Source organism: Shewanella surugensis (assembly GCF_023284005.1).
GTDB classification, from domain to species: Bacteria; Pseudomonadota; Gammaproteobacteria; order Enterobacterales; family Shewanellaceae; genus Shewanella; species Shewanella surugensis.
In genome coordinates this window covers 1-6,622 of record NZ_JAKIKS010000192.1, presented here as the reverse complement: position 1 = coordinate 6,622, position 6,622 = coordinate 1, and the positions used below count along the sequence as shown (strand labels likewise).

Here is a 6,622-nt window from a genome sequence, read left to right as displayed (position 1 = left end):
TGATTACAATCGAACAAGAAGGCATAGTGCAATTGGGTATCAAAGCCCACTGCATTATGAACAGCAAAAAGTCGCTTAATTGAGTGTCCAGTTTTAGTGCGGGGTATCACTATCCGCTAATGGAGCAACATAAAGCAAATTAAACAAGAAAAAATAATTATAACATTAACTTAAAACCTTCGTGGCTCGCTTCAAATCCCAAGTTTTGATAAAATCGTAATGCATCGACTCGGGCTTTATTTGATGTCAACTGCACCATGTTACAACCTCTCTGCTTAGCTCTTTCAATCGCCCATTCAAAAAATTGAGTGCCAAGTCCTTTACCTCGACAATCACTCTGTACCCTGACGCCTTCAATTAAACAGCGCCAACTCCCTGTATGGGTCAAGTATGGAATGAAAGTGAGTTGCAACATCCCCATTATATTGTCGTTGTTTTCAACAATAATGAGTTCGTTATTATTATCTTTCAAAATAGCTTCAAAAGCCGTTAAATAAGCCGAATTGAGTGGTTTCGAGCTATCTTCTCTTAACGTCCCTAAAGGATCATCGAACAACATATTCACTAATGCTTCAACATCCTTATACTCAGCTTCTCTAAACTTTAATGCCATAGATAATCTCCTTTTGCTGTCAATTCACGAATAGTGAAAATACAATCACACACAAAATATCTGCATAGTTTTACATTCACCATACACAAATTTAATCGAATAAGCCCTATAATAATCAACAGCTAACGGCCTCTCACCTCAAACTAAAGGCACCCCATGAAGATAACGCCCATAAAGACCTTATTATGCTCAAGCATATTGATATTAGCGAGCACAAGCTATGCTAACGCACGCCCTCAACCACCCAAACAACCAAAATTTGACTTCATCTCCATTCCTATTGAAAATCCCAACACAGATGCAGTCAATGAGTTCCCCCTCGTCGATACAGGACAAGTCACCAACTTTAATAACTACAATGCCATGCCCGCACCTCAAAAAGGCAACGCTTTTTACGGGCAAGATGCTCAACACCAAAAGAATCCGCCTTCTTATACCAATAATCAAGACGGCACCATTACCGATAATGTGACGAGTCTTGTATGGCAGCAATCCTTTGAAGTGATGAGCTATCAACAAGCTGTTGAAAAATTGAAAAACTTTAACCTCGCCAATAAAACAGATTGGCGACTCCCCAATATTAAAGAAGCCTATTCTCTTATGTTATTTAGCGGTAAAGATATCAGTGCTAAAGACATGTCTCGATTGGTAAAAAACGGTAAACCTTTTATCGATGTTAACTACTTTGACTTTGAATACGGCGCTAATGGCAAGCGCCCCATTGATGTACAAATGCTCACTTCTACCGTCTATCAAGGCACCACTATGGGCGGTAATCAAACTCTCTTTGGAGTAAACCTCGCCGATGGTCGTATTAAGGGCTATCCTCTGATGGATCCTCGCGCTCGAACAAGTAAGATGTATACCGTGCGATTTGTCCGTGGCGATAGTGATTACGGTAAAAACCATTTCAAAAATAATAATAATGGCACCATTTCTGACTTAGCCACTCACCTGATGTGGCAGCAAAGCGATAATCAACAAGCCATCTCTTGGCAATCAGCATTAACACTGGCCCAAAACCGTAATCAAGAGAATTATTTAGGCCACAATGACTGGCGCTTACCCAATGCCAAAGAGCTACAAAGTATTGTCGATTACAGCCGCTCACCCAGCGCGACCCATTCAGCAGCAATAAACCCACTGTTTAACGTCACCTCAATTATTGATGAAGGCGGCCATAAAAATTACCCCTTCTATTGGACCTCAACCACGCATCAAAACCAGCACGGCGGTGGTTCTGCCGTCTATGTCTGCTTTGGTGAAGCTTTGGGGTTCTTTAAACCGCCTATGTCAAAGGGCCAAGCTAAACTTGAAGATGTTCATGGCGCAGGAGCACAACGAAGTGATCCCAAGGTCGGTAAGGCCAGTGACTTCCCACAAGGCTTTGGCCCCCAAGGGGATGTCAGACGCATTAACCACTATGTACGTTTAGTGCGAGATATCAATTAACAAATCAAAAGGGCTTTTTAAGACCCTTTTTTATAGCAATCATTAATGGATTACATTAAAAACAATAGAGAACATAGAAGCCACCCTCGATAGAAGGTGGCTCTATTCACTTAATTTAGTCAGCCTCGTTTATCAATTAATGGCACTGCAAATTAGCTGAGAACTCATAACTTGCTATTGCCTCATTAGTGGGTGAACCGACACGAACAGTCAATGCATTTCGCCCACATTCCTTCAAGGTAAAAGGAATATTGATATTCTTATGTTTATATATTCGCCCAAGCCGCTGCATACTTACAATATTATCTTTATCATCTGAAATATAAATTAATTGTGATTGGGTATTATGTGGCGCACTTAATCCAATATTCACACTCCTTTCATCCTGATGATTCAATGATATTGTAATCGGATTTAACAACATCCCCTTTAAAGAAGGAAGCTTATCATTCTCTTTGGTTAAAGATGCATGACTTAATGCTGATGTCGCCATAAATGCAGGGCTATTTTCAGGCACCACTGTAAACTCTTGTGGATACATGCCCACATTATTTGTAAATGTCATCTCTACCTGACCTAAACTTGGAGAGTCCAGAGTCACATATTGTAGCGGCACATCACTAATATCCCTAAACAATGGTGAAGTATGATTATCCGCTAATCCCTTGCCTGGTAACTCTGTTAACATATTACCTTGGGCATCTTCAGCCCAGGCAACAACCCAAAAGTGATATTGTCCTGCCTGGCCTGAAGTACCCCAATCCACACTGGCTAGTGCCCAATTGTCATGCGCAGCTGTTTTGTAATTGGCTCCACGCAAGGCGGGTATCCAAGTCTCGCCAATCAGTTCTGCCGAATTCGGTGCTAAATTACCATTATGAGCAACAGACTGGCGATAAAACTGCACATGCACTTCACTGTTCACAGGCATATCAGTCAAACTATAATTATAAATACGCGCGCTTAAAGTTAATTTTTCCCCTTCGTCTGCTTCATGGCGAGTTGTATTTCCCCATTTAGGCGTCACAAATAACCCCCGCATATTATAAAAAGAATCAAAGTTCTCATGCCCAGCGATTGTGGGTTGAAACGGCACCGCACAAACGAAGCGATTCAAACAGTTTGATCCTGATTCATCCAAATGCGTACTTTCATCTTTATCCCAGCGAGTAGGGTTATTTAAGCCAATATCGATTTTTGATAAGCCCTTTTTAGCACGCCACCATGTACCCACATTGTCGCTATGATTAACATAATGCCCAAGTTTTAAGTAACCCGCCGATAAAGCGCCTGAGTTACTGTTATTAATGGTTTCTTTTACCGCCTTAGACAAAAAAGGATCATTAACATCCATATCTTGTTGATTAAATATGTCATCAAAGACCACAGGCGTAATGCCATAACTGTATGCCGCAGGCGAAGCGAAGGTATTAGGTAATACCACAGACACTTTAGCGCCGGCTTCATATTCACTTACGTTTGTTACAACACCTGACTTCGTAACAGAACCCTCATATTTGACTTCAAATTTATTTTCATAACTTATCCCTGTTGCTTTAATAAACACACTCTTATCGTTCGTTCCATAAGTCGCGTTAAAGCCTGCATTCCACATGCCTTTATTTAAAACAGTATTAGTATCAGACGAAGTTGAACCATTAAGCCAGGACAATTCAAAGAGGCTACTGCCCGTTGAAGTATAAAAAGTATTTTGCTGTGATAACGCTTTTATTGGGTTACCATAATTTGCTTCCAATTGCGCTAAAGAACGCGGGTAAGATAATACATTATTGACTTCGTGAACCGGCTGATACCAAGCTACCTGTCCTCCATCAAGATAGCTTCGCTGAGGTTCAGAAGTACGCGTATACATTACATATTGCTGGCCTTTCTCACTGTCTACGCAATCATCCCCTTCAAGGCAAACACCCCCACCTAATACCGGATAAGCAAAATGTTCATCATATTGATTGTTGATCCCTACTCTATCCTGAAACCCGGTTTCAAAAGATAATAATACAGATTGAGAATCAGTATTCTCATTAACTTTATCTGCCGTCTTTTCATTCAAGTAGCCGCCACCCGCTGTCACACTAAAGCTTGCTTTCACTGGTGAAAGCACCCCCCCCCCAGCCCCCCCTTCTGCAGACGCTTGAGTTGTCACCGAATTCGTCAATGAAGTAATTTTCTGCTCTGTATAGCCATGTGAAACCGTTGCGCTTTTCTCAAATTTAGCCATATAGCTATCAGGATCCATACTCAAGTTAACCACACGATTATCCCGAATGTCCGGTGATGGATTATTATTATCAAATGGTAATGTAAAATCCACATGGGCTGGCGGCGCACCAATAACAGTAAAAGGCTCTTGCATGATCGGCGTCTTATAATAAAGAGGCGCCCCTAATCGCACAGACTGGCCAGTAAAGTCCCCTGTAGACAACATATTTTTTGCCCGAAAAACCCTGCTTGACCGACTATCATCCCTTAACATCTGATAAGCCCTGAATGGCAAAAGGATATGATGCCCACCATGTTTACTTACATCATATCGTGATATTTGTTCATTCGTATGCGCCTGAGGAAAAATATGCGATCTTTTATCGCCATCAATAGATTGATTAGATTGTAGCAGTACTATTTTATACATATTAGAATCGGTATCGACATTACTGCTTAACAACAGCGCCATTGAGTTAATAAAATCCGTGTCTTCTAACGCTCTGTCAGTGGGGAACGTCATTGGATAATAAGGTGTCATCCCCCTTAAACGCCAATGATCGACACCAAAGGGAGTCGATTTAGACAAGACATTAAATCGCCCTCTGTTGTCTTCATCTTTATAAAAATCCAGCTGAAGAAGTGTCACCATTGAACCATTATTGGTATTTATCCCATCCGTCTCGGACTGGCAAGCCAGCCAAAGCTGATCTTTTACATCATTGAGAAACTTTTTCGCCGCCTTAGCAAAGCAATAACCTCCATTTCTACTATACCCACCTGTAATGTGAGATTGAAAATTATTATCGAATGACTCACGCGTTATCTGTAAACCCGATGCAGGGCCATTTTCCACCCTGTAAAGATCAATAAGTGCCCTGTTATTATGGCCAGTACTCGTTACGGATAATACGTTCCCATCACCATAGAAATTACCAATACTGAGATCATACGCAACACTTGTAGTAGCGACAGGTAATTTAAACGTACTTTCATTCGTATGTCTTATGACTGTGAATTCTGGTTTACTCGTCCCATCGCTATTATTACAAACAGAGTGGGTTCGGTTCGAATAACTGCCCGAACAAACAGTATATATATCAATAAACTGTGATTTTGTCATTACAATTTCTTGATTACCATCTCCGGTTAAATCACCTACAACAGGTCTACCATATACACCTCTTGTGGTTGAATTCTCTTTTGGGGCGGATTCATATATTGTTGAAATAGAAATCCCTTCAGATGGCTTTGTTACATCCTGCGCCTTAATCAAAACAATATGACGACCATGTATTGAACGTGCATCACCAAGCGCAATCACTTGCTCTGTACCAGAGCCATTAAAATCTGCTTTAACAGGGTTATACCTCCTTACGACTTTATTTTTCTGATTCTTATATTGGTACTCAGGTAACGCTTCCTTAACCAAAGGAACATGATTTACATTTGTTTGAAATTTTTTATCATACACTGCCACTGAAAAGCTATGAAGATTGGGATAATTAGGAGCAATGGCAAGCGTCACATCCGTTGCAGTTGAGAACAACCTTGCAGCCACTATTTCAGGTGTGGGCTCACTAAAAAAATCCATCATAGATAATGAAGTCGATTTGATATCAAACCCCTGCTCCACACCAAAACCTTGCTTACTCAAGACTTCATGCAGAGCCATTCTTGGATATAATATTCTTGTTGTATTATTGAAAAAAGTAGTATCAGACAATAAATCATCATGGGGCGATACGTTATGAAGTCCTTTTAAAGGATCTTCGATAGCAATGGCTCCCATAGATAAAAACATTGATGATAAAATGGCAATTTTATTTTTACACTTATTAACTGTTCCTTCCCCTTTAAATCTATCCCTCATATTCTGCCCCTATAATTAATAATAAAAACCAAAAAACATTAAAAAGTTTTATTTATTGGTACAAAACCATTCCGACTTTATAAAATAACACTCTAATAAATTGATACGGATACTAATGAATAGAAATGACAGGAAACACTCGAAAATAACGACAATCAACAACCGAAAAACCTTAAACAACTAAAAAATAACGTATTAGCTCAAAACAACAAAGCAAAGCACTAATTAACAATAATTAATCCAACCTATTTAAAACTTTAAATCTCTACATTATTTAACTAAATTAACATTTACACTAATTTACAAATTATTATTTTTCATTTTGTTTTTAAAAACCATAGTTGTTACAAAATATAGTTAACTTACCTCCGGCAAAGCCGGAGGCTTATTTGGGTGACGCCCTAAAAGGGCTTAAGTCCGTGCCCAAGGCACTATCTACATTCCGAGTTTTAATTGATCCCGAT

The 6,622-nt window shown here is 39.8% G+C and carries 3 protein-coding genes; 1 reads left to right on the top strand and 2 read right to left on the bottom strand.

What is annotated here, in order from left to right:
* Positions 1-157 precede the first annotated feature (157 nt).
* Complete coding sequence (locus L2764_RS25200) at positions 158-613, bottom strand: GNAT family N-acetyltransferase (protein ID WP_248943117.1); 456 nt, start codon at positions 611-613, stop codon at positions 158-160.
* 156 nt (positions 614-769) lie between these two features.
* Between L2764_RS25200 and L2764_RS25195 the strand changes: the two genes are divergently transcribed.
* The gene (locus L2764_RS25195) at positions 770-2,065 is read left to right on the top strand and encodes an Lcl C-terminal domain-containing protein (RefSeq protein WP_248943116.1); all 1,296 of its coding nucleotides are present in this window, start codon (positions 770-772) and stop codon (positions 2,063-2,065) included.
* A 136-nt stretch (positions 2,066-2,201) separates the two neighbouring features.
* On the opposite strand, the gene L2764_RS25190 is transcribed toward L2764_RS25195, so the two are convergent.
* Positions 2,202-6,158, bottom strand: a complete 3,957-nt coding sequence (locus L2764_RS25190; protein WP_248943115.1) for a hypothetical protein — start codon at positions 6,156-6,158, stop codon at positions 2,202-2,204.
* Positions 6,159-6,622 lie beyond the last annotated feature (464 nt).

What these genes read in the sequence shown, in the direction of transcription:
- L2764_RS25200 (WP_248943117.1), bottom strand. Translation starts at nt 613, where the DNA reads ATGGCATTAAAGTTTAGAGAAGCTGAGTATAAGGATGTTGAAGCATTA.
- L2764_RS25195 (WP_248943116.1), top strand. Translation starts at nt 770, where the DNA reads ATGAAGATAACGCCCATAAAGACCTTATTATGCTCAAGCATATTGATA.
- L2764_RS25190 (WP_248943115.1), bottom strand. Translation starts at nt 6,158, where the DNA reads ATGAGGGATAGATTTAAAGGGGAAGGAACAGTTAATAAGTGTAAAAAT.